This is a genomic window from Enterovibrio baiacu (assembly GCF_004120195.1).
GTDB classification, from domain to species: domain Bacteria; phylum Pseudomonadota; class Gammaproteobacteria; order Enterobacterales; family Vibrionaceae; genus Enterovibrio; species Enterovibrio baiacui.
Window position 1 is genome coordinate 83,003 of sequence record NZ_SCHN01000013.1, and the last position, 22,226, is coordinate 105,228.

Annotated in this window: 20 protein-coding genes; 10 read left to right on the top strand and 10 right to left on the bottom strand. The window is 48.3% G+C overall.

The features are described 5' to 3' along the window. Positions 1-7 precede the first annotated feature (7 nt). From aceE to ampD, 3 genes are all read right to left on the bottom strand, one after another. Complete coding sequence (aceE, locus tag EQP46_RS15020; protein WP_129494431.1) at positions 8-2,671, bottom strand: pyruvate dehydrogenase (acetyl-transferring), homodimeric type; 2,664 nt, start codon at positions 2,669-2,671, stop codon at positions 8-10. Between the two features lie 105 nt (positions 2,672-2,776). Continuing rightward, positions 2,777-3,550 (bottom strand): pyruvate dehydrogenase complex transcriptional repressor PdhR, encoded by a 774-nt coding sequence (pdhR, locus tag EQP46_RS15025; protein ID WP_017008201.1) that lies wholly within the window; start codon positions 3,548-3,550, stop codon positions 2,777-2,779. A gap of 309 nt (positions 3,551-3,859) precedes the next feature. Further along, complete coding sequence (gene ampD, locus EQP46_RS15030) at positions 3,860-4,420, bottom strand: 1,6-anhydro-N-acetylmuramyl-L-alanine amidase AmpD (protein ID WP_129494432.1); 561 nt, start codon at positions 4,418-4,420, stop codon at positions 3,860-3,862. Positions 4,421-4,455: 35 nt separating this feature from the next. On the opposite strand from ampD, the gene EQP46_RS15035 reads away from it, so the two are divergent. The 9 genes from EQP46_RS15035 (at position 4,456) to yacG (ending at position 11,810) form a co-directional block, all read left to right on the top strand. Continuing rightward, positions 4,456-4,629 (top strand): hypothetical protein, encoded by a 174-nt coding sequence (locus EQP46_RS15035; RefSeq protein WP_240671744.1) that lies wholly within the window; start codon positions 4,456-4,458, stop codon positions 4,627-4,629. Positions 4,630-4,694: 65 nt separating this feature from the next. Further along, entirely contained in the window at positions 4,695-5,600 is a 906-nt protein-coding gene (nadC, locus tag EQP46_RS15040; protein WP_129494433.1) for a carboxylating nicotinate-nucleotide diphosphorylase, read from the top strand. A 216-nt stretch (positions 5,601-5,816) separates the two neighbouring features. Further along, positions 5,817-6,284, top strand: coding sequence for a prepilin-type N-terminal cleavage/methylation domain-containing protein (locus tag EQP46_RS15045; protein WP_129494434.1), 468 nt, complete (start codon positions 5,817-5,819; stop codon positions 6,282-6,284). Positions 6,285-6,290: 6 nt separating this feature from the next. Next, entirely contained in the window at positions 6,291-7,988 is a 1,698-nt protein-coding gene (gene pilB, locus EQP46_RS15050) for a type IV-A pilus assembly ATPase PilB (RefSeq protein ID WP_192545516.1), read from the top strand. Positions 7,989-8,000: 12 nt separating this feature from the next. Beyond that, the gene (locus EQP46_RS15055) at positions 8,001-9,224 is read left to right on the top strand and encodes a type II secretion system F family protein (RefSeq protein WP_129494435.1); all 1,224 of its coding nucleotides are present in this window, start codon (positions 8,001-8,003) and stop codon (positions 9,222-9,224) included. 137 nt (positions 9,225-9,361) lie between these two features. After that, a complete protein-coding gene (locus EQP46_RS15060) occupies positions 9,362-10,231 on the top strand; it encodes a prepilin peptidase (RefSeq protein WP_129494436.1) in 870 nt (289 codons plus the stop codon). Further along, positions 10,232-10,846, top strand: a complete 615-nt coding sequence (coaE, locus tag EQP46_RS15065) for a dephospho-CoA kinase (protein ID WP_129494437.1) — start codon at positions 10,232-10,234, stop codon at positions 10,844-10,846. Then, positions 10,843-11,583 carry a cell division protein ZapD gene (gene zapD, locus EQP46_RS15070; protein ID WP_129494438.1) on the top strand — a complete coding sequence of 247 codons (741 nt, stop codon included), beginning with the start codon at positions 10,843-10,845 and terminating at the stop codon, positions 11,581-11,583. The genes coaE and zapD overlap by 4 nt, the downstream gene beginning before the upstream one ends. 29 nt (positions 11,584-11,612) lie before the next feature. After that, the gene (gene yacG / locus EQP46_RS15075; protein ID WP_017008191.1) at positions 11,613-11,810 is read left to right on the top strand and encodes a DNA gyrase inhibitor YacG; all 198 of its coding nucleotides are present in this window, start codon (positions 11,613-11,615) and stop codon (positions 11,808-11,810) included. Positions 11,811-11,928: 118 nt separating this feature from the next. Here yacG and mutT read toward each other — a convergent pair whose 3' ends face one another. Further along, entirely contained in the window at positions 11,929-12,333 is a 405-nt protein-coding gene (mutT, locus tag EQP46_RS15080) for an 8-oxo-dGTP diphosphatase MutT (RefSeq protein WP_129494439.1), read from the bottom strand. Between the two features lie 88 nt (positions 12,334-12,421). Continuing rightward, positions 12,422-15,142 carry a preprotein translocase subunit SecA gene (gene secA / locus EQP46_RS15085; protein WP_129494440.1) on the bottom strand — a complete coding sequence of 907 codons (2,721 nt, stop codon included), beginning with the start codon at positions 15,140-15,142 and terminating at the stop codon, positions 12,422-12,424. Positions 15,143-15,611: 469 nt separating this feature from the next. On the opposite strand from secA, the gene EQP46_RS15090 reads away from it, so the two are divergent. Then, positions 15,612-16,082 carry a DUF721 domain-containing protein gene (locus tag EQP46_RS15090; protein ID WP_129494441.1) on the top strand — a complete coding sequence of 157 codons (471 nt, stop codon included), beginning with the start codon at positions 15,612-15,614 and terminating at the stop codon, positions 16,080-16,082. Between the two features lie 171 nt (positions 16,083-16,253). On the opposite strand, the gene lpxC is transcribed toward EQP46_RS15090, so the two are convergent. The 5 genes from lpxC to murC form a co-directional block, all read right to left on the bottom strand. Further along, entirely contained in the window at positions 16,254-17,171 is a 918-nt protein-coding gene (gene lpxC / locus EQP46_RS15100) for a UDP-3-O-acyl-N-acetylglucosamine deacetylase (RefSeq protein ID WP_129494443.1), read from the bottom strand. Between the two features lie 117 nt (positions 17,172-17,288). Beyond that, positions 17,289-18,464 (bottom strand): cell division protein FtsZ, encoded by a 1,176-nt coding sequence (ftsZ, locus tag EQP46_RS15105; RefSeq protein WP_129494444.1) that lies wholly within the window; start codon positions 18,462-18,464, stop codon positions 17,289-17,291. Positions 18,465-18,497: 33 nt separating this feature from the next. After that, a complete protein-coding gene (gene ftsA / locus EQP46_RS15110) occupies positions 18,498-19,754 on the bottom strand; it encodes a cell division protein FtsA (protein ID WP_017008185.1) in 1,257 nt (418 codons plus the stop codon). Between the two features lie 17 nt (positions 19,755-19,771). After that, the gene (locus EQP46_RS15115; protein ID WP_129494445.1) at positions 19,772-20,539 is read right to left on the bottom strand and encodes a cell division protein FtsQ/DivIB; all 768 of its coding nucleotides are present in this window, start codon (positions 20,537-20,539) and stop codon (positions 19,772-19,774) included. A gap of 219 nt (positions 20,540-20,758) precedes the next feature. Continuing rightward, positions 20,759-22,222: a UDP-N-acetylmuramate--L-alanine ligase gene (murC, locus tag EQP46_RS15120; RefSeq protein ID WP_129494446.1), complete on the bottom strand. Its 1,464-nt coding sequence runs from the start codon at positions 22,220-22,222 to the stop codon at positions 20,759-20,761. Between the last annotated feature and the right edge of the window lie 4 nt (positions 22,223-22,226).

The following is a 22,226-nucleotide window of genomic DNA, read 5'->3' on the forward strand; positions in this document are numbered from 1 at the left end:
ATGCCTCTTACGCGTACAGTGGGTTCACTTTCTGAGTATCAATATCGAATTTCTTAATCGCTTCAACCACGACAGATTTCTCGATATCACCACGTTTTGCCAGCTCGCTTAGCGCAGCAACAACAACGTAGCCTGCATTCACTTCGAAGTGACGACGCAGGTTCTCACGGCTGTCTGAACGACCGAAGCCATCCGTACCCAGCACTTTGAAAGACTCAGAAGGCATGAACGCGCGAACTTGTTCTGCGTAGTTCTTCATGTAGTCAGTCGCTGCGATTGCTGGCTCAGAACCCATCACTTGCGTGATGTAAGGCACTTTCTGCTCAGCTTCTGGGTTCAGCATGTTGAAACGCTCAGCATCTTGACCTTCACGCGTTAGCTCATTGAAAGAGGTAACAGAGTAAATGTCAGACGCAACACCGTATTCTTCGCTAAGGATTTGAGCGGCCTTGCGCACTTCGTTCATGATGGTACCAGAGCTCATCAACTGAACTTTGTTAGCACCCGCATAAGACTCAAGCTTGTAGATACCCTTACGAATGCCTTCTTCAGCGCCTTCTGGCATTGCTGGCATTGCGTAGTTCTCGTTCATCAGCGTCAGGTAGTAGAACACGTTTTCTTGTTCTGGACCGTACATGCGACGGATACCGTCTTGCATGATTACCGCCAACTCGTACGCGAACGTTGGGTCGTAAGAAATACAGTTAGGGATAGTGTTCGCCTGAATGTGGCTGTGACCATCTTCGTGCTGTAGACCTTCACCGTTCAGCGTTGTACGACCTGCCGTTGCACCCAATAGGAAGCCACGTGCTTGTTGGTCGCCCGCCATCCACGCCATGTCGCCCACGCGTTGGAAGCCGAACATTGAGTAGTAGATGTAGAACGGGATCATTGGCAAGTTGTTGGTGCTGTAAGAGGTAGCTGCAGCAACCCAAGACGACATTGCGCCCAGTTCGTTGATACCTTCTTGCAGAACCTGACCAGAGGTCGCTTCTTTGTAGTAAGAAACAACGCTGCGGTCTTCAGGGGTGTATTCCTGACCCGATGGGTTGTAAATACCGATTTGACGGAACAGACCTTCCATACCGAAAGTACGTGCTTCGTCCGCAATGATAGGAACGATGTTCTTACCAATGCCTTTGTTCTTAAGCAGGATGTTCAGTGTACGAACAAACGCCATGGTGGTAGAGATGTCACGCTTCTGCTCATCAAGCAGAGGTTTGAACTCTTCCACTTCTGGAATTGCTAGCGCTTCGGTGAACTTAGGCAGACGCTGTGGCGTGTAGCCGTGCAGTGCGTTACGACGCGCATGCATGTATTCGTATTCAGCCGAACCTTCTTCCAATTTCAAATATGGAAGAGCTTTCATGTCTTCGTCAGAAACAAGATCTTGCAGGCCAAGACGATCACGTAGGTGTTGAACATGGGTCATGTCCATTTTCTTCACACCGTGCGCGATGTTTTTACCTTCCGCCGCTTCACCCATGCCGTAACCTTTAACGGTTTTAGCAAGGATAACCGTTGGGCGGTCTTGGTTTTCTTGTGCATTCTTGAATGCCGCAAACAGTTTAGAAGACTCGTGACCACCGCGTTTCAGCGCGAAGATCTCTTCGTCAGTCATGTCTGCAACAAGGGCAGCTGTTTCTGGGTATTTACCAAAGAAGTTCTCACGTACGTAAGCACCATCTTTAGATTTGAATGTTTGGTAGTCACCGTCGATAGTTTCGTTCATTAACTGAAGAAGCTTACCTGTGGTGTCTTTTGCGAGAAGTTTATCCCAGCCGCTACCCCAAACAACCTTAACAACGTTCCAACCAGCACCTTTGAACAGACCTTCCAATTCTTGGATAATCTTGCCGTTACCCATGACTGGGCCATCTAGACGCTGAAGGTTACAGTTGATCAGGAAGCATAGGTTGCCCAGTTTTTCACGTGCAGCGAAAGAGATCGCACCGCGTGATTCTGGCTCATCCATCTCACCATCGCCCAAGAACGCGTAAACGCGTTGCGCACCGGTTTCTTTTAGGCCACGGCCTTCAAGGTATTTCAGGAAGCGTGCTTGATAGATAGCAGAGATAGGACCCAGACCCATAGAAACGGTAGGGAACTGCCAGAATTCAGGCATCAATTTAGGGTGTGGGTATGAAGGAATACCTTTGCCATCGACTTCTTGGCGGAAGTTGTCCAGTTGCTCTTCAGTCAAGCGACCTTCAACAAACGCACGCGAGTAGATACCCGGAGAGATGTGGCCTTGGTAGTAAACCAAATCACCGCCATCCACCTCGTTAGGTGCACGGAAGAAATGGTTAAAACAAACTTCATAGAAAGCAGATGCTGACTGGTATGACGCCATGTGGCCACCCAGATCCAAATCTTTCTTAGATGCGCGTAACACGATCATAATCGCGTTCCAACGAATGATAGAACGAATGCGACGTTCCAGGTTTACATCACCAGGGTATGCAGGTTCTTTATCCGCAGGGATGGTATTTACGTAGTTGGTGGTGATGCCTGTTGGCATATCAACACCATCAAGACGCGCCTTTTCCATCACTTCTTCAAGTAGGAACTGGGCACGCTCTACACCTTCTTCACGAACGACTGATGCAAGAGCTTCTAACCACTCTTGAGTTTCAAGTGCGTCCACGTCATTTTTCATGACTTCAGACATGGCGATCTATCCTTTCGTTGATTGACTCGTACAAAACTAATGTTGTCGCAGCTGAAAAAAACGCATCCTGACAGCTCTAATGCATAATTGAGCTGTCAGGAAGCGTTATTCCAACTCGTCCTTGCGTTGCTGAATTCGGCGAAGCGAGCGCTCTCGGCGACTGGCCTCTCTTCCTAAATCCAGCAAGGTTTCCTCAATAAAAGCTAAATGCGCATGTGATGCCTGACGGGCCTGTTCAGGTTCCCCAGCAGTTATCGCCTGCACGATGTTAGCTCTGTGTTTACTCACCTTCTCAACCACATCTACACGACGATTGAGTAATTCAAAGTTTTGTAAAATGTTTTGCTCAAGCAAGGGGGCCAAGCTGCGCATAATGTGCAGCAGTACCACGTTGTGTGATGCTTCAGTCACGGCAATCAAATACTTCATGACGGCACTGGCTTCAGCTTCTATATCACCCAGTTGCTGAGCTTCTCGAATGTTATCGTGACACTTGCACACTCGAGTTAAATCTTCATCTGTGCCTCGTAGCGCCGCGAAGTAGGAGGAAATGCCTTCCAACGCGTGACGAGACTCTAGTAAATCTAATTGGGATTCAGGGTGCTCTGCGAGCAACTCAATCAAAGGTTCGGAAAAACGTTGCCATAAACGCTCGCTAACAAAGGTGCCACCACCTTGTTTGCGGTTCAGTAACTTTTTGGCTTCTAAACGTTGAATCGCTTCACGAACGGATGGGCGGGAAACATCAAACTGTTTTGCTAGTTCTCTTTCTGGGGGAAGTTTTTGCCCCGGAGATAGCGTCCCTTCCAAAATCAAGCTTTCAAGCTCTTTCTCGATAACATCTGATAGTTTGGGTTGACGGATCCGTTGTATAGCCATTGTTATTCTTTATTTTGTGGCGCCGGGATTCCTGCGCGTCCTGTCCCAAATATTGGTCTTTGTAAATTGGTAAGACCAATAACCAAACACCTAAAAGTTTACCGTTAAGTCGCTTTAGTGTCTACCGTAAACTTGATTTGCGTCATAGAAATTACAGTCAGATGTCAGACGCAGAAACAGCTGGCGGGATTGCAATGGTCAGACCAATCGATTTAATCACATTTTTATCACGAAGGGAAAACCTTCGAGGCACATTCTTCTCGGGAAGAAATCACGAATGTAACTATACAGATCAGTACGTTACAAGAATCACGATCTTTTTAGTGGACTGACCAGTGCGCGATATTTAGACCAATTAAATGCGCGTCCAGGATCCGTTTTTCTCCCCGGCGCTATCTCATCGTGGCCCGCAATTCTCTCCATATTAATGGCGGGATATGCATGAATAATGGCATCCGTTACCGCGCTCAATGTCTGGTATTGCTCCTCGGTATAAGGGAGGTCATCGGTCCCTTCAAGTTCGATACCAATCGAGAAATCATTGCACTGCTCTCGCCCTTCAAAGCAGGATACCCCAGCATGCCATGCCCTCTTATCAAAAGGGACAAACTGAACCACACTGCCATCCCTTCGGATCAGGCAATGCGCAGACACTTGCATACCACGAATTTCATCGAAAAATGGATGCGCTTTTGAGGTTAGTTCACCTTGAAAGAATTGTGTGATGTAAGGGCCACCAAACTCCCCCGGCGGCAAACTAATGTTGTGAATAACCAACAATGAAACATCATTACATTCAGGACGCTCATTAAAGTGAGGGGAAGGCAGAAAAGTGGCACCATCAATACGGTGATCTGAAATCGTCAGCATAGCGTTTATCGTTTTGTAATCACGAGGATGCGATTATGTTAGCTGATTTCTTGCCGTTCCCCCATGACAAAGGCCACGATCTCTTTTCTAACAATCGCGAACTGGCACTCTTTCATCCATGCCGTATTCAGCGGGTTCATCAAACAAGAGAGAAGTGGCAGAACGATCCGCACCTGCCACTCCTCGCATTCTTGATCTCTGCCATGTAAACTTGCAGCCAATTGCGTCAGGCATTGCCTGAACACACTTTGACTCAAACCGTGATGGAACCACCATGTCAGAACACCAGAACACACCGCAAATCCACGACAGCCAAGCACGTCTTTCTCTATTAAAAGAACATTTAAAACATGATGTTGTACGCTGCGTTAGCGATGCACTAAAAGAAGACCTTGGTGGTGTGTTGGATGCAGACCAAGACATTACTGCCAGCTTGATCGCTGCAGATTCAATGGCGACCGCTACCATCATCACGCGTGAGCATGGCGTTTTCTGTGGTCAGTTGTTTGCTGATGAGGTGTTCCGTCAGTTAGGCAATCAGGTGTCTATTTCGTGGAAAGTGAAAGATGGCGACCAAGTTGCACCCAACCAAGTCTTGTGTGAATTAGCGGGCCCTGCTCGCACGCTGCTTACGGGTGAGCGCAACGCAATGAACTTCATTCAGACCCTCTCGGGTTGTGCGACAGAAACCGCAACCTATGTAGAAAAGCTCGTTGGCACAAAGACGCGCCTGTTAGATACACGCAAAACCATTCCAGGCCTGCGCAACGCGCTGAAATATGCCGTGTCATGCGGCGGTGGCTACAACCACCGCATCGGTGTTTATGATGCGTACTTAATAAAAGAGAACCACATCATTGCCTGTGGTGGTATTCAGCAAGCCGTGCAAACCGCAAAGCAGCTGAATCCCGGAAAGCCTGTGGAAGTTGAAACCGAAAGCTTGGACGAATTACAGCAAGCGATTGATGCGGGCGCAGACATTGTGATGCTGGATAACTTCACCACAGACATGATGCGTGACGCCGTGGCACTCAACCAAGGCCGCATTGCATTGGAAGTATCCGGCAACGTCACGCTAGACACGCTGAGAGAATACGCTGAAACGGGTGTCGATTTTATTTCCGTCGGTGCACTCACCAAGCATATCCGTGCGATTGACCTCTCAATGCGCTTAAAGTAATGCCTTAAAATAAAGGCAAAAAGCAATTTTTAGAGCAGGCATTTGCCTGCTTTTTTTAATCCTAAAATCACAAGAATTGCAAGAATTTACAGTACTGTTGCATGTAAATTGAACCTTTACTCGAAACTCGCTCATCTCCCTCTATCCCCCTGTTTTTATTAGTCGTATTTTGACACCACTCAAACGCACCTAGATGCATAACGAAGAGGATTCAAAATGAAAAAGCAAAAAGGCTTTAGCTTGATCGAGCTATTGATTGTTGTAGGGATTATTGGCGCACTGACGGCGATTGCTGTGCCTGCTTACTCACAATACAAGCGACAATCAGATGTCGCTGCAGCCGTTGCTTCCGTAAAAGCTTTACTAACTAAAGCAGAGCAACATCTAGCAGATGGAACAATCACCTCAGGTAACGAAACTGTTAATAGAACATTAATTACTTTCCTGACAAGCGCTGATACCGAGGGTGGCTTGGGCGTAACAACAGCAGCTGACGGATTTCCAGTGGGTGACCTTGGTGTTATAACCGCAACCGAAGACACACTTATATTTACCTTGGGTAGCAAAGTGTCATTTCCAGATCAAACAATCACATACTCTCGTAGCGATGTTGTATGGACTTGTGCGATGAGCGCTGGGATAACAGGTATTGATGTGAAAGGTTGTAATGCTACTGAAGGGTAATTAAGTATGGCGAATAGCCTACTAATTAACGTTTTAGTACGAAATGGACTCCTGACGGATTGTCAGGAGTCCATGCTTTTGACTAAATTGCACGAATCATCTCTTTCTCCAGCATCAATTCTGATCAACGAGAAGATATTTTCCAGTGCCGAGTTATCCGAGCATTTGAGTCGCATTTTTTCTTTGCCTCTTGATTCAATTAATCACTATCAATATGTTGAAGCAAATCATCAAATAAATTGCCAAGAGCTCACTCTTTCGCATGGTGTTCTTCCACTAGAAGTAAATGCAAACTTACTGACTCTAGCAACTAGCGACCCTACCAACCTTGAAGCTCAAGACGACTTCCGCTTCGCCACAGGCTTACAAATAAAACCTGTTCTTGTTGATCACCAGCAACTCACCGGTGCCATTCGCAAGCTTTACGGCAAACACATCTCCAGCAACCAATCCGATTCGCAATCCGTCTCTGATGACGATTTGGCCTCTCTCGCTGTGCTTGATGACAACGAAGAGTCGGACGCAGCGCTCAATGATGACGCCCCCGTCAGCCGCTACATTCAGCAAGTACTGTTAGATGCTGTTCGTAAGCAAGCCTCAGATATTCACTTCGAACCCTTTGAGCACAGCTACCAGATTCGCTTTCGACTCGATGGCATTTTGCAGCTGCACAGTTCACCGCCTGCGGGTATCTCTCGCCGTCTTTCTACGCGTTTAAAGATTCTGGCTAAGCTCAACATCGCAGAGCGTCGTATTCCGCTGGATGGCCGCATGAAACTCACCTTGGGTGATGGGCGCTCGATTGACATGCGGGTTTCAACGTTGCCGACGCTGTTTGGTGAAAAAGTCGTGCTGCGGATTTTGGATGGCGGCAGTGTCGCACTAGACATTGATGCGCTTGGTTATAACGAACAGCAAAAACGCGATTACTTGACGGCGCTGGATAGACCTCAGGGCATGATTTTGATGACGGGGCCAACAGGCAGTGGAAAAACCGTTTCCCTGTATACAGGCTTGAAGTACCTCAATACGCCAGAGCGCAACATCTCTACCGCCGAAGACCCGGTGGAAATTAACCTTCCCGGCATAAACCAAGTCAGCGTGAACAATGACATTAACTTGTCGTTCGCCACCGCCCTGCGCGCATTTCTGCGTCAAGATCCAGATGTGGTCATGGTGGGGGAAATTCGCGATTTAGAAACTGCAGAAATAGGCATCAAAGCCTCGCAAACTGGCCACTTGGTGCTTTCAACCTTGCACACCAACTCTGCAGCAGAAAGTATCACGCGCTTGGCCAACATGGGCGTGGCAACCTACAACCTTGCTTCATCGTTGTCGTTAATCATTGCGCAGCGCTTGGCTCGCCGACTTTGCCAGCATTGCAAAATCCCGCATGACAATGACGATCACCGCCTGCTCAGCCTTGCGCAGCACTACCCCTCACTGAAAGCCAATCAGGTCTTCGATGCACGCCCTGAAGGGTGTGATCATTGCAACCATGGCTATATCGGGCGTGTCGGTATTTATGAAGTCATGCCCATCACACGCCAGATTGCCGAAGCGATTGGCAGAGGGGCAAGCGCTTCCGAATTAGAAAACCTCGCCGTCGAAAACGGCATGTCAACGCTTCAAGTCTCTGGCATTGAAAAGCTCAATATGGGTGTCACGAGCTTACGAGAATTACAACGCGTTATCAGCATATAAGAAGGACAGTTGATGGCCGAGAAAGCCGCGCAGCTTCGCGCCTACCACTGGCGTGGATACACAAGCAAAGGCGCAAAAGTCAAAGGACAGTTATTGGCGTATCGTGAAGACGAAGCGCGAAACATGCTCGCCGCGCAGCAGATTCGCATCGAGAAAATCAAGCAACGTTCACCGTCGTCTTGGGTAAAGCGTCGTAACACCGCCACCCCAAAAGACATCACTTTATTTACTCGCCAAATGGCAACCATGCTGGAAGCGGGCGTGCCACTTACCGAAACCCTGAAACTGCTGAAATCAAGTGCAAAAAAAGCCGAGCTTGGTCTGATCATCAATCAGATCTATCAACACATCGAGGCAGGTTCATCGCTCTCTCAAGCGATGAAAAACAGCTCCCCCTTGTTTGATCAGTTCTATTGCGACCTCGTGGCAACGGGCGAACAAACAGGCCGCTTAGAGCAAATTTTCGCGCGAATCTGTGTTTACCGAGAAAAGAGCGAAGCCACGCGTGCCAAAGTGATCAAGGCCATGATCTACCCCAGTATCGTTTCCTTGATTGCGCTGCTGGTGACCATTGGCATGTTGATTTTCGTTATTCCGCAATTTAAAGATGTGTTCTCATCCTTTAATGCCGAGCTGCCTTGGTTTACGTTGAAAGTCCTTAGCGTGTCTGATGCGCTTCAAAACTATGGACACTATCTCTTTCTTATCACTGTACTGTCAGTGCTGGCATTCAAAGCCAGTTATAACAAGAGCGACGCGTTTAAACTGAAAGTCAGTCAGTTTTCCCTGCATATCCCTATTATTGGCGACGTGTTGACCAAGGCGACCTTGTCGCGGTTTACCCGCACACTCGCAACCACCTTTAGCGCGGGTATTCCGCTGCTAAGCGGGCTGGCAGCCGCAGGAAAAACAACCAATAACGTCTATTTCACTCATGTCATCGAACATGTTCACCAACAAACGGCTGGCGGACGCCCTTTGCATCGCGCCATCAAAGAAACAGACGCCTTTCCCGACATGATGATTCAAATGGTCATGATCGGCGAAGAGTCCGGTGCATTGGATGACATGCTGAATAAAGTGGCAGTGATCTACGAAGCGGATGTCGACAACACCGTCGATAACCTCGGTAAAATCCTGGAACCACTGATCATCGTGACATTGGGGTTATTGATCGGCTCTTTGGTTATCGCCATGTATTTACCCATGTTCGACCTCATGAGTGTCATGGGGTAAACCTTCCCTCCCACTGTCCTCTTATTCATGTGAACACGACAAGCATTCGATAGATGTTTAAATTCAGTGAATAAGAGGATAGAGACAGGCTGCACAACCCGTTATCATATCGTCATAAACTCACATTGGATTTCAAGATGGATTGGCTGTTCGACTCTCCGAGTCTGTATGTTTTTCTCGCGTCTGTATTTGGACTTATCGTTGGCAGCTTTCTCAACGTGGTGATTTACCGTTTTCCGATCATGCTTGAGCGTCAGTGGAAAACCGAATGCCATGAGTGCTTTCCAGACTTGCCCGCACCTGAACCCGAAGAACCGTTTAATCTCAGCATTCCACGTTCACACTGCCCGTCTTGCAAACAGCCGGTTAAGGCGATCGACAACGTGCCTTTGCTGAGCTGGTTGCTGCTCGGCGGAAAATGCCGACACTGTAAAACAAAAATCAGCGCGCGTTACCCGTTCGTTGAATTGCTTACCGCTGTCACAGTAGGTTTAACCGCTTACTTCATCCCAGGGTCGTATTGGTCCCTCGCGGCGATAGGTTTCACCTTTGTGCTTATCGCGCTGTGCTTCATCGACATCGATACCATGTTGCTGCCAGATCAAATGACACTCCCCCTAATGTGGGCAGGCTTACTGGCAGCCCTCGTCGGCATTTCCCCTCTATCGCTTGAAGAGGCTTTGATTGGTGCAATGGCGGGTTACTTGTCGCTGTGGAGCGTGTTTCAGCTCTTTAAGCTTCTCACTGGCAAGGAAGGAATGGGATATGGTGACTTTAAATTACTTGCCGCATTAGGCGCGTGGTTGGGGTGGCAACAATTGCCTTTTGTAATTCTTGTTGCCTCATTTACCGGCGCGATTGCAGGCCTGATTCTGATGCGCGTTAAAGGCACAGGAAAAGAAACACCTTTCTCATTTGGTCCTTACCTTGCCATTGCGGGCTGGATTAGTCTGCTTTGGGGCAATAGTATTGTCGACTGGTATCTGACTTCATATTTAGGGATGTAAATGGCTTTTGTCATCGGGCTTACGGGCGGCATTGGGAGTGGAAAAACCACAGTAGCAAATCTGTTCGCAGATAAAGGCATTGATGTTATCGACGCTGACATCATTGCGCGACAAGTTGTTGAACCGGGTACAGAAGGTTTAGCGGCCATTGTCGACAAATTCGGTGCTGACATTCTTGATGCGCAAGGCATGCTGGATCGCGGCAAGCTCAGAGCCCACATTTTCTCAACGCCAGATGCAAAAGACTGGCTGAATGCATTGCTGCACCCAGCCATCCGCTTAGAGATGCTGCGACAGACGCAACAAGCCACCTCGCCCTATTGCATGCTTGTGGTGCCATTGCTTGTCGAAAATGGGTTACAAAGCCTTTGCGACCGTATTCTGGTAGTTGATGTATCAGAGCAAACACAGATCGAACGCACGACACAAAGAGATAGCGTCGATGAGACTCAGGTAAAAAATATCTTAAAAGCACAAACATCCCGAAAAGAACGTCTTTCTTTTGCTGACGACGTCGTTGAGAATGAATGCAGTAATGAGGAACTCAACGCTCAGGTTGCTGCCTTACACAGTCAATACGTTGCGTTAGCAGGGAAACAACGAGAATCATCATGACCAGCGATACCCTTTACGAGCATCCCTTAAATGAACAGGTTCGCGTCTATTTGCGCCTAGAACAGCTCTTACTGCAAATCTCTCAGTCAGAATCTTTCACCGAAAGCGGCCATTCAACGCTGTTCTTTAAAAGCATCTTCGATTTGATTGAGATCCTCGAACAAGTTCAGGTCAAAGCCGATCTTGCTAAAGATCTTGAGAAGCAACGTGCCAAACTCCAAACCTGGTTAGATGTCCCTGCAGTTGATAAAGAACAACTCATGGCGCTACTTAGCGAAAGCCGCCAATTGCAGCAGACTCTCTTACAAGCACCTCGTTTAGGGCAAAAATTGCGTGAAGATAAGTTCCTCTCTTCCATTCGCCAACGCTTTTCTATTCCGGGTGGCACCTGCAGTTTTGACTTGCCCGCACTTCATCATTGGCTGAATTTGCCTCTGGCACACTGCCAAGCAGATGCCATTGAATGGCAGTCATCGTTAAAGCCTTTGAGTGATGCCCTGTCGTTTTGGCTACGATTGACCCGCGGCGGTGCTGCTATGCAACCCCTGACTGTGAAAAATGGCTTCCTTCAGCAAGACGTGGAAGGGGCGAGTCTTTTGCGTATTAAGATTTCACCAGACTATAATGCGTTCCCATTAATCTCAGGCCATAAATCGCGGTTCGCCATCCGCTTTATGCCGTTTGATGAGAGCCAAAATGTCGCAGATAACATGTCGTTGTCTCTGGCGGTCTGTTAACAACAATCAACCATGCTTTGAGGTAACTTGTGAAGCAAGAAAACCCTACCATCGTAAAATGCCCTCAGTGCAAACTGCCTGTTGTCTGGGGTGATGTGAGCCCTTACCGCCCGTTTTGTAGCAAGCGCTGTCAGCTGATTGATCTCGGCGAATGGGCCGATGAAGAGAAACGTATTGCAGGTGCGCCTGACATGTCTGACAGCGATGGATGGTCAGAGAATCAGTAAAAGCAGGAAAAGCAGGAAAAGCAGGAAAAGCAGAATGAGAGAATCGAGTGGCGAGAAAGAGCAATGTACATCTTCGCTCGCCCCTTGAATGAATTAATAGCTCTTGGAAAGTATCGCGTTACCCTAACACTTCAACAATCTTCGCTAATACCGGTGCGTTCGCTTCTGGGAAGGTAAAGTTCGACAGTTCGCTGATCGTCACCCATTGCCCGGGTTGACCTTCTTTTCCAAAAGGCTCACCGGTGAACCCATTAATCAAAAAGAAATCAAACGTCAGCGCTTTGTCTGGGTAGTCATGCGCTAATGAGCACAGCAGCTCAAGATCTGTTGTTGTGATCCCGACTTCTTCTTCAAGCTCACGCACAACGGCTTGCTCCGCCGTTTCACCCAGCTCAACCTGACCACCCGCAAACTCCCAAAAGCCGCCTTTATGCGCTTTTGCAGGACGTTGAGTGATGAAAATCTTGTTGCGGTCTTGATTCAGAATGATGCCAGCCGCGATGTGAATGCGTTTCTTATCCATGTTAACCCTAATCTTAATCCATGAAAAAGGCCGCACAGCAGCGGCCTTTCCTATTGGGGTGTGCCCCCAACAATACCTCAATCAGTGATTAGCTGATCTTACCGTGGCATTGTTTGAATTTCTTGCCTGAACCACAAGGGCATGGCTCGTTACGACCCACTTTACGTTCACCGCGAACCACAGTATCAGACTCTTGCTCATGGCTGTCATCCAATTGGTTTTCCGCATCAGCATGGCTGACTTGCTGGTGACGTGCAGCTGCTTCAGCTTGCGCACGACGTTGCTCTTCCATGCGATCCACTTCTTCAGGCTGTTGAACACGTACACGGCTAAGTGTGGTCACAACGTCTGATTTCAGTGCATCCAACATGCCCTCAAACAGTTCAAACGACTCGCGCTTGTACTCTTGTTTCGGATTCTTTTGCGCATAGCCACGTAGGTGGATACCTTGACGAAGGTGATCCATCGCCGCCAAGTGTTCTTTCCAAAGCGTATCCAGTGTTTGCAGCATGACGGCTTTTTCAAAGTTACGCAGGGTTTCTTCACCCACAGCCGCTTCTTTGGATTTGTACACGTCAACGATGGTGTTAAGAATACGCTCACGAAGCTGCTCTTCATAAAGCTTGTCGTCGTTGTCTAGCCACTCTTGAAGCGCCATTTCAACGTCGAAGTCAGCTTTCAAGCGTGCTTCAAGGCCTGCAACGTCCCACATTTCGTCGAGCGACTGAGGTGGAATGTATTGATCAATCACATCGTTGATCACGTCTTCACGGTTTTGTTCGATCATATCGCTGATGTCATTGGTGTTCATCAGTTCATCACGTAACTCATACACCACTTTACGCTGGTCGTTGGCAACGTCATCGAATTCAAGAAGCTGTTTACGGATATCGAAGTTACGGCCTTCAACTTTACGTTGTGCGTTTTCGATGGCCTTGTTCACCCATGGGTGTTCAATGGCTTCGCCTTCTTCCATCCCCAGTTTCTTCATCATATTAGACACACGCTCAGACGCGAAAATACGCATCAGTGAATCTTCCATTGAAAGGTAGAAACGGCTTGAGCCAGGGTCACCCTGACGACCTGAACGACCACGAAGCTGGTTATCGATACGGCGAGATTCATGACGCTCAGTACCAATGATGTGAAGACCACCCGCAGCTTTAACGGCATCGTGAGATTCACGCCACTTGGCTTTAATGTCCTCGATTTGCTGCTCTGTTGGGTTTTCCAACTTAGCAACTTCAGTCTGCCAGCTACCACCCAATACGATATCCGTACCACGGCCTGCCATGTTCGTTGCAATGGTGACCGCACCCGGGGAACCCGCTTCAGCAATGATGTCTGCTTCATGTGCGTGGAACTTGGCGTTCAATACGGCGTGTTTTACGCCGGCTTCATTCAGTGCATTCGACAGCAATTCTGATTTTTCAATCGACACGGTACCCACAAGAGAAGGCTGACCTTTCTCACTGCGCGTTTTGATGTCTTCGATAATGGCGTTGAACTTCTCGCGCTCAGTCATGTAAACCTGATCCGCCATGTCATCACGCACCATAGGTTTGTTGGTTGGGATAACAACGGTATCTAGACCATAGATTGACTGGAATTCGAAGGCTTCGGTATCAGCAGTACCTGTCATGCCTGACAGTTTTTCGTAAAGACGGAAGTAGTTCTGGAAGGTGATAGATGCCAGTGTTTGGTTTTCATTCTGAATCTTCACACCTTCTTTCGCTTCAACCGCTTGGTGTAAACCTTCAGACCAACGACGACCAGGCATCGTACGGCCAGTGTGCTCATCAACGATAATGACTTCATCGTCTTTCACGATGTAATCAACGTCTTTTTCGAACAGCACGTGTGCACGAAGTGCAGCATTAATGTGGTGAAGCAGAGAAATGTTGGCAGGAGAGTACAGGGTATCCATCTCTTCCATCAGGCCATTTTTCTTCAAAAGATCTTCAACAAACTCTTGGCCCGTTTCGGTCAAGTGCGCTTGTTTGGATTTTTCATCAACGGTGAAGTGGCCGTCACCACGGTATTCTTCACTGTCTTCTTTGTCTTGGCGAACCAGTTGAGGGATCAGTGCATTGATGCGCGCATACATTTCAGAGCTGTCTTCAGCTGGACCTGAAATGATCAAAGGCGTACGTGCTTCATCGATCAAGATGGAGTCAACTTCATCCACCACTGCGAAGTAACGTTCACGTTGCACACGGTCTTCCGCGCGGAACGCCATGTTGTCACGTAGGTAGTCAAAACCAAATTCGTTGTTTGTTCCGTAAAGGATATCGGCTTGGTACGCTGCTTTTTTCTCTGGCGGAGCCATGTTAGGTACGTTCGTACCAACGGTCATATCAAGGAATTCAAATAGCGGACGGTTTGTTTCAGCATCACGTTTTGCAAGGTAATCATTCACGGTAACAACGTGAACGCCTTTACCGGTTAAGGCATGCAAATAAGCAGGTAGCGTTGCGGTCAGCGTTTTACCTTCACCGGTACGCATCTCTGCAATCTGGCCATTGTTCAAGACCATACCACCGACCATTTGCATGTCGAAGTGGCGCATGCCATAGACACGCTTAGACGCTTCGCGAACCGTTGCAAACGCTTCTGGCAGGATGACATCAAGGTCTTCGCCTTGCGCGATACGTTGACGGAATTCAGCGGTTTTCGCTTTTAGCTCATCGTCGCCATATGCTTCAAATTGTGGCTCAAGCTTGTTGATTTCATTGACGACTTTGCGAAGACGGCGCAGTGTGCGGTCATTGCGGCTTCCGATTACTTTAGTAATTAATTTCGATAACATGGCTTTGCCGTTTCTCTCATATTTTTTACGCTTTAGCGTCAGAGCCAAAGCCGGGATGCTGCGCGGCAGAGAAAGATCAGCAATGTCCTCTGCCAGAATTCTTTGTCGGACATCTTTGTCGAAAAAGAAACCGTATTTATAGCGATGATCTTGTGCCTTCAGGAAAGTATTTCAAGGCCTATTAATAATTTAATCACGCAACGAGATCGTGATGATCAATCTCGGGGGAATAATCATAAGCCATATCGACACGTCATCCCACCTGTAATGCGGGTCGCACCGTTTTTGATACTAAAAATTAGAACCTGTTCATTCCCTGCGTCATTCATCGCGCAGTTTCTATGCAATTCAAACAGAGAAATAGGTGCAGACTTCAAGTAAAGACCCGTGAAACAGGCATTAGACTTCACAAACATGGTGTCTATTTCGTTCGCCTGATACCCTTGAAGAAGAGAAAGCGGATAGCAAGATGGTTATGCGAGATCACAGACCGAAATCCACATTAGATTTACTGGAAGGCAACGCCTCAGGGCAAGTGCGTCAGCGCGCCCTCGCGCTAGCAAAGCTCAATGACCAGATTAAGCAGCTTTTACCCGCACAGTCGGCAAAACATTGCCGCGTTGCAAACTACCGTGATGGCACTTTAATCCTTGAGTGCGGTTCGTCATCGTGGGCAACACGTTTGAATTACGACAGACAAATGCTGCTTTCAGCCTTACGCAGAGAAGCATTGCCGTCCCTCTCAACCATCGAGATAAAGGTAAACCCCGAGCTCGCGAAATCAGATATTCGAATAGAAGCCGAAAAGAAAATGGCTGAACCACGTACACTAAGCCCCATTGCTGCGGAATATTTAAAAGCTGTCGCTGAAATGGTGCCTGATAAGCTGAAAAAGCGCTTAGAGGCGATTGCGGCGTTATCTAACAAAGGTGAGCAGTAAGCGAGAAGCGAGAAGCGAGAAGCGAGAAGCGAGAAGCGAGAAGCGAGAAGCGAGAAGCGAGAAGCGAGAAGCGAGAAGCGAGAAGCGAATCGATTGTCACAGCAGCCCAAAAGAAACACGCATAAAAAAACCGAAGCCAAGGCTTCGGTTTTTTTGTATTCGCTTAGGTTATTACGCCAATACCATTCCTGGTTCAGCAAACCTAACTGGCAATGTCTGTGCGTCTTCGAAGGTCGCCCATTCCCAAGCTTCTTGATCAGCAAGTACTGCGCGAAGAAGTTGGTTGTTCAACGCGTGGCCTGATTTATAAGCACGCATTTCACCGATAATGTTATGACCACACATGTATAGGTCGCCAATGGCATCCAATACTTTGTGTTTAACAAGCTCATCGTTAAAACGCAGGCCGTCTTCGTTAAGGATACGGTAGTCATCCAAAACGATGGCACAATCAAAGCTACCACCCAAACACAGGTTACGTGATTGGAGGTATTCAATGTCACGCATGAACCCGAAGGTACGTGCACGGCTGATATCTTTGATGAACGATTGTGAAGAAAAATCTAACACCAGACTTTGCTGCTCTGCTTCAATCGCTGGGTGATTGAAATCAATGGCGAAATCGAGTCGGAACCCGTCATAAGGCACAAGCTCAGCCCATTTGTCGCCGTCTTCGATGCGAACAGGTTTCTTGATACGCACGAATCGCTTCGGCGCATTCAAGGTTTCAATACCCGCAGATTGCAGCAGATAGATAAATGGACTGGCACTGCCGTCCATAATTGGAATTTCTGGTGCGTCAACTTCAACAATAACGTTATCAATACCCAAACCCGCAAGCGCGGCATTCAAGTGCTCAACCGTAGAAATACGAACGTCGTCGTCATTGACCAGTGCAGTACACAGCATTGTATCGCGTACTGACGCAGGATCTGCCGGAAAATCTACCGGTGGATTAAGGTCAGTACGGCGGTAAATAACGCCAGTGTTAGCTGCAGCTGGGCGCAGGATCAATGTGACCTTACGACCCGAGTGCAAACCCACTCCCGTCGTTTGAACAATAGTCTTTAATGTTCGTTGTCTAATCATCTGCCATTCCCAACTGAATTTAATTTCTGCGCACTAAGTCACTCATTACACTGTCACAACAGCATAAAACGGGCGCAATAATACCACGCAACTGTACACAAACCAAGCGCTACGAGATTAGTCTGCCTGCTTACGTAAAAACGCAGGGATATCCAAGTAGTCTTGTTCCTGTTTAGGCTTCGGTGCCACGTTAGTCGTCTGAGACTGAACCGGAGATTCAGTTGGACGACTTGGTACAGAGGTTGCCGCCTTTGTTGTTTCTTGCAAAGGCTGTGCCTTGTTCTCAACCGGTGCCGGTTTTTGTGTTCCCGGAACCAAAGTGATGTCAGGCTTACGCTCGTTACCAATACCAGTAGCGACTACTGTCACGCGCAATTCGTCACTCATTTCTGGATCCATTGACGAACCGATAACCACAGTGGCGTTATCTGAGGCAAACGCTTTTACAGTGTTACCTACAGTTTCGAATTCATCCAGTCGCATATCAAAACCTGCGGTAATATTTACCAACACGCCTCGTGCGCCTGCTAAATCAATGTCTTCCAGAAGTGGACTTGAAATTGCCATTTCAGCCGCTTCTTCAGCACGATCTTCACCAGTAGCCATGCCGCTACCCATCATCGCATGACCCATTTCAGACATCACTGTACGGACGTCCGCAAAGTCGACGTTGATCAGGCCAGGGCGAGTAATCAGCTCTGCAATACCTTGGACAGCGTTACGCAGCACATCGTTCGCTTTTGCAAACGCGTCTAGCAATGTAATGCCACGACCCAGTACTTTCAGAAGCTTTTCGTTAGGGATAGTGATCAATGAATCGACGTGCTTAGACAGCTCTTCGATACCTTGCTCAGCAAATGCCATGCGTTTTTTGCCTTCAAAGCTAAATGGCTTTGTGACAACCGCGACGGTCAAAATACCTAACTCTTTCGCAACTTCAGCGATAACAGGCGCTGCACCAGTACCGGTACCACCGCCCATGCCAGCTGCGATAAATACCATATCGGCACCTTCGAGCTCAGCTTTAATCGCTTCACGATCTTCCATTGCAGATTCACGACCGACTTGTGGGTTTGCACCCGCACCAAGGCCTTTCGTGATATCGCCACCAATTTGGATGACTGTGCTAACTGCTGTCTTACGCAGCGCTTGAGCATCAGTATTGACGGTGATGAATTCCACCCCTTCAATTGACTCACGCACCATGTGTTCGACTGCGTTACCACCGCCGCCGCCAACACCAACGACTTTAATTACCGCGTCGTTGGACATTTCCATCATCGGTTCAAACATGTGTTCTCTCCGTCATTCCTGTTCGCATCAGGTTTAAAATTCTTTTTTTAACCAGCCACTAAGCTTACTGAACATTCCTGATACAGTTCGTTTAGGCTCTGGCTCGTTCGTTTCGTTCAATAGGTTTTCTTTGCCGTAATGCAGCAATCCAACCGCTGTTGCGTGATAAGGCGCGTCAACATAGTCTGTAAGACCAGTGACCCCTGCTGGAAGCCCCACGCGAACTTGGTTTTGGAAGACACGCTCAGCGCACTCCACCAAACCTTGCATTTGTGCCGCACCACCGGTCAGGACGATACCCGCCGCTAATTGATGTTTTACGCCTTGTGCACGTAGGCGTTCCTGAACTCGTTCCAACTCTTGTTGCACCAACCCCAACAGTTCGCTACAACGAGGTTCAATAACTTCAGCCAACGTTTGTCGTTGTAGGCTGCGCGAAGGGCGACCACCTACACTTGGAACATTGACCTTGGCATCTTTGTTCACTAGCTCGCTGAGTGCGCAGCCGTGTTTCACTTTGATCTTTTCAGCATCGCTCAATGGTGTACCGAAGGCATAAGCAATGTCACTGGTTACGACGTTTCCGGCATAAGGGATAACAGCGGCATGGCGAAGCGCACCGCCCGTCCATACTGAGATATCCATCGTACCGCCACCGATATCGACCACACACACACCCAGCTCTCGCTCGTCGGCAGTGATCACCGCGTGGCTTGCTGCTAGTCCAGAGAAGATCAATTGATCCACTTTAAGACCACAGCGCTCAACTGCTTTTTCAATGTTCTTTGCCGTGTCGCTGTGACACGTGATCAAATGAACACTGGCTTCCATTCGGACGCCTGACAAACCCACAGGGTTCTTGATGCCCTCTTGATAGTCAATTTTGTACTCTTGCGGAATCACGTGCAATACACGCTGTTCGTCGCTGATCTTCACCGATTTTGCCGTGTGAATCACCATGTCGACATCTTCTTGGGTCACTTCTTCATCAGAAATCGTGCCCATTCCGCGCTCTGTCTGGCAATGAATATGCTTGCCTGACAAAGAAAGGAACACTGAACGGATTTTACAATCCGACATCAGTTCAGCATCGTTAACCGCTCGCTCGACAGATTTCACTACCGATTCGAGATCGTTAACGCCACCTTTATCCATGCCCTGAGATGGCGTGGTACCGACACCCAGCACATTCACCGCGCCGTCCGGCAATATCTCACTGACTAACACTGAGACTTTCGAAGTCCCGATGTCTAATCCAACAATCAGTGGTCTGTCAGTTGTTTGTTTCATTCCACCTACTCTCAGGTTTACTCTTCACTGTCTACTTGGGGAGCTTTCCAGCCCACCGCCGCACCAGTGTCGTAGCGCAAATCCACATATTGTATGGCTCGACCTGTTTCATTGATTTCATCAAACAGGCTCACGAAGCGTTGTAACCGCTCTTCTCTGGATTCTCGCCCTAATTCAATGCGCGTACCGTCTCGGGTAACCACTCGCCACGAGCGACGTTCATTTAATGCCAGGGCGGCAATCTCTAATTCTGTAGGTGCTAGAATTCGGCGCATCTCTCGCCATGCATCTAGCACTTCATGCTCACTCCCTTCAGGGCCATGCAAGGAAACCAGCCCTTGTCCTGCCACATCGTCAGGGTTTGCATTAAATGCAGTGCCAGTGACATCCAGAAGTTGAGATCCATTCCAGACTGCCTCAGGGCGGTATTCAGTCACATTTACTTTTAATGTGTCTGGCCATTGTTTTCTTACGGCCACGTTTGCTACCCAAGGTAGCGACGAAATTGCGCCATGAATGGCATCAACATCTTGCAACATAAAGCTGCTAAGCGGGCCTAAATGCAAGACCGCATCACGTACCTCTGACGACGACAAGTGCGTTAACTGGCCTTGCACAACAATCTGCGACAAGGGCAATTGCTTTTCGTCTCCCATCCACGACAACACGCGGAGCAAAGACCAAACAATTCCTAGAATGACAAATACCAAAAACACCAGCCCCCCCCAATGTTCTTTAAACATTGAAGGTTGAGCCGGTACATCATCTGCGGTCACATTTGTCATAGTCAGGCTAATTGCCTCGCATCATTCTAAGGCAACCTGTCGCGCTACATGCGCAGAACCGACCGATTATAACGGTCAGTTTGACAGGTCTCCAACCCTTGTTGGCTCAGAAGTGATTAAGCTGAGATCAAATACATGCAAAACCACCAATATCCGATTAAAAATTAGACATTGCTCATTTAAACATCGGCTGTTTTACACAAAACTTAATTTTTCTCTTCAGCTTTCTTCACTTAACGCCGTTTTATCCAACTTCAATTCGGCCAGTTTTCTAGCCACTTTACCGATATCACCAGCACCTTGGGTCAATACCATATCGCCTGGTTGAATCACCGCAGCTAAGGCTGCAGGCAGAGATTCAACGTCTGGAACGAAGATTGGATCGATTTTCCCACGCCCACGAATTGTACGGCAAAGGCTACGTCCGTCAGCGCCTGAAATCGGCGCTTCGCCGGCAGAATACACATCTAACATCAGCAGAACGTCAACTTGTTCAAGAACATTTGCAAAATCCTCATACAGATCGCGTGTTCGGCTGTAACGGTGTGGCTGGAATACCATCACCAAACGGTTATCCGCCCAACCTGCACGTGCCGCTTGAATGGTCACGTCCACTTCACTTGGGTGGTGTCCATAATCGTCCACCAGCAAAACATGCCCATCATCAACAGGGAACAAACCCAATTGGTCAAAGCGACGGCCTGTGCCTTCAAACCCTGCCAGAGCGCGAAGGATAGCGTCATCTTCAACACCATCTTCTGTTGCAACCGCCACTGCCGCCGTCGCATTCAGTGCATTGTGACGACCGGGGATATTAAGCTCGATGTTAAGATCAGGCTTACCCGCACGACGAATAGTAAATATGCCTTTTTGGCCTTCTTGACGGTAATCTCTTAACTGCACGTCAGCATCGTCAGAGAAACCATAAGTAATCACTTGACGACCGATCGACGGGATCAATTCACGCACAACAGGATCGTCCACACACATAACAGCCTGACCGTAGAAAGGCAGTTGATGCAGGAAGTCGACGAAGGTTTGCTTCAACACTTCAAAATCGCCGCCATAGGTATCCATATGGTCAGCTTCAATGTTGGTAACGATGGAGACCATTGGCTGCAAGTGCAGGAACGACGCATCGCTTTCATCCGCCTCAGCAATCAAGTAACGGCTGCACCCTAATCGTGCATTTGTGCCCGCACTTTTCACCAAACCGCCGTTAACGAACGTAGGATCCAGACCTGCTTCTTGATAGATCAGCGTGGTCAGTGCCGTTGTCGTGGTTTTGCCGTGCGTACCCGCAACAGCAATACCGTGACGGTAGCGCATCAACTCAGCCAACATCTCAGCACGACGAACCACAGGAATACGCGCTGCTTTCGCTGCAACCAATTCAGGGTTGTCTTGTTTGATGGCAGTAGACACCACCACCACGCTCGCGCCGTCTACGTTTGATTCTGCGTGACCGAAAAAGACGTTTGCACCTTTACTTTCCAAACGCTGTGTCACCACATTTTCAGAAAGATCTGAGCCTGTGATTTCATAACCTTCATTGAGCAGAACTTCTGCAATGCCGCACATGCCTGCACCGCCGATACCAACAAAGTGAATACGGTTTACACGGCGCATCTCCGGCACCATGGTTCTGATTTTTTCTAGCTGATGACTATCAAACTTGCCCATCACT

Bases quoted from the DNA above. Each gene is read 5' to 3' on its own strand.
- aceE (WP_129494431.1), bottom strand. From the start codon at position 2,671: ATGTCTGAAGTCATGAAAAATGACGTGGACGCACTTGAAACTCAAGAG.
- pdhR (WP_017008201.1), bottom strand. From the start codon at position 3,550: ATGGCTATACAACGGATCCGTCAACCCAAACTATCAGATGTTATCGAG.
- ampD (WP_129494432.1), bottom strand. From the start codon at position 4,420: ATGCTGACGATTTCAGATCACCGTATTGATGGTGCCACTTTTCTGCCT.
- EQP46_RS15035 (WP_240671744.1), top strand. From the start codon at position 4,456: ATGTTAGCTGATTTCTTGCCGTTCCCCCATGACAAAGGCCACGATCTC.
- nadC (WP_129494433.1), top strand. From the start codon at position 4,695: ATGTCAGAACACCAGAACACACCGCAAATCCACGACAGCCAAGCACGT.
- EQP46_RS15045 (WP_129494434.1), top strand. From the start codon at position 5,817: ATGAAAAAGCAAAAAGGCTTTAGCTTGATCGAGCTATTGATTGTTGTA.
- pilB (WP_192545516.1), top strand. From the start codon at position 6,291: ATGGCGAATAGCCTACTAATTAACGTTTTAGTACGAAATGGACTCCTG.
- EQP46_RS15055 (WP_129494435.1), top strand. From the start codon at position 8,001: ATGGCCGAGAAAGCCGCGCAGCTTCGCGCCTACCACTGGCGTGGATAC.
- EQP46_RS15060 (WP_129494436.1), top strand. From the start codon at position 9,362: ATGGATTGGCTGTTCGACTCTCCGAGTCTGTATGTTTTTCTCGCGTCT.
- coaE (WP_129494437.1), top strand. From the start codon at position 10,232: ATGGCTTTTGTCATCGGGCTTACGGGCGGCATTGGGAGTGGAAAAACC.
- zapD (WP_129494438.1), top strand. From the start codon at position 10,843: ATGACCAGCGATACCCTTTACGAGCATCCCTTAAATGAACAGGTTCGC.
- mutT (WP_129494439.1), bottom strand. From the start codon at position 12,333: ATGGATAAGAAACGCATTCACATCGCGGCTGGCATCATTCTGAATCAA.
- secA (WP_129494440.1), bottom strand. From the start codon at position 15,142: ATGTTATCGAAATTAATTACTAAAGTAATCGGAAGCCGCAATGACCGC.
- EQP46_RS15090 (WP_129494441.1), top strand. From the start codon at position 15,612: ATGGTTATGCGAGATCACAGACCGAAATCCACATTAGATTTACTGGAA.
- lpxC (WP_129494443.1), bottom strand. From the start codon at position 17,171: ATGATTAGACAACGAACATTAAAGACTATTGTTCAAACGACGGGAGTG.
- ftsZ (WP_129494444.1), bottom strand. From the start codon at position 18,464: ATGTTTGAACCGATGATGGAAATGTCCAACGACGCGGTAATTAAAGTC.
- ftsA (WP_017008185.1), bottom strand. From the start codon at position 19,754: ATGAAACAAACAACTGACAGACCACTGATTGTTGGATTAGACATCGGG.
- EQP46_RS15115 (WP_129494445.1), bottom strand. From the start codon at position 20,539: ATGACAAATGTGACCGCAGATGATGTACCGGCTCAACCTTCAATGTTT.
- murC (WP_129494446.1), bottom strand. From the start codon at position 22,222: ATGGGCAAGTTTGATAGTCATCAGCTAGAAAAAATCAGAACCATGGTG.